1 protein-coding gene is annotated in these 712 nt (G+C 69.0%); it reads left to right on the top strand.

From position 1 onward, the window contains the following. Positions 1-712 (top strand): DUF5801 repeats-in-toxin domain-containing protein (locus AC1D2G_RS34405; protein ID WP_477419645.1); only part of this gene is annotated, 712 nt, incomplete at both ends.

Consider the following 712-nt stretch of genomic DNA (forward strand, 5'->3'; position numbering starts at 1 on the left):
GGTCGGCCGCATCGGCGGGGCCGGTGGGGCGGCGGCGTTCGCTGTCGCCATCAACAGCACGACCGGCGTCGTCAGCGTGGCGCAGTATGCCTCGATCCATCATCCGACCCCGGGAGCCAGCCACGACGAGTCGGTGAACATCACCGACAGCGCCTTGCTGGCGGTGGTGACGGTCACCGACGGTGACGGCGACACAGCGACCAGTTCGACCGGTATCGGCGATGCCGTGCAGTTCCAGGATGACGGCCCGACGGCGGGCATCGTCCAGGGCGCTCCCACAGTGGCGCATGACGAGACTGCAGGCATCCAGGCAGATGCCGACGACACCACGGCACCAGCGGTCGTCGCCCTGTTTGCGGGCGTCAGCAATGTCAGCTCCGATCTGAGCCCGACCGGCTACGCGCAGGACCCAGGCGCGGTGGTGAGTTCCACCGGAAGCTCGTTCGGCGCCGACCAGGAAGGCGGCACGACGGCATTCTCGCTGGCGGTGTCCGCCGCCGGCGTGGATTCCGGCCTCGACACGACCGCCGGCACCAGCATCTTCCTGTTCAAGGAAGGCGATCTGGTGGTCGGCCGCATCGGCGGGGCCGGTGGGGCGGCGGCGTTCGCTGTCGCCATCAACAGCACGACCGGCGTCGTCAGCGTGGCGCAGTATGCCTCGATCCATCATCCGACCCCGGGAGCCAGCCACGACGAGTCGGTGAACATCACC

The sequence above is a fragment of the Mesorhizobium sp. P2_C7 genome (assembly GCF_056404515.1).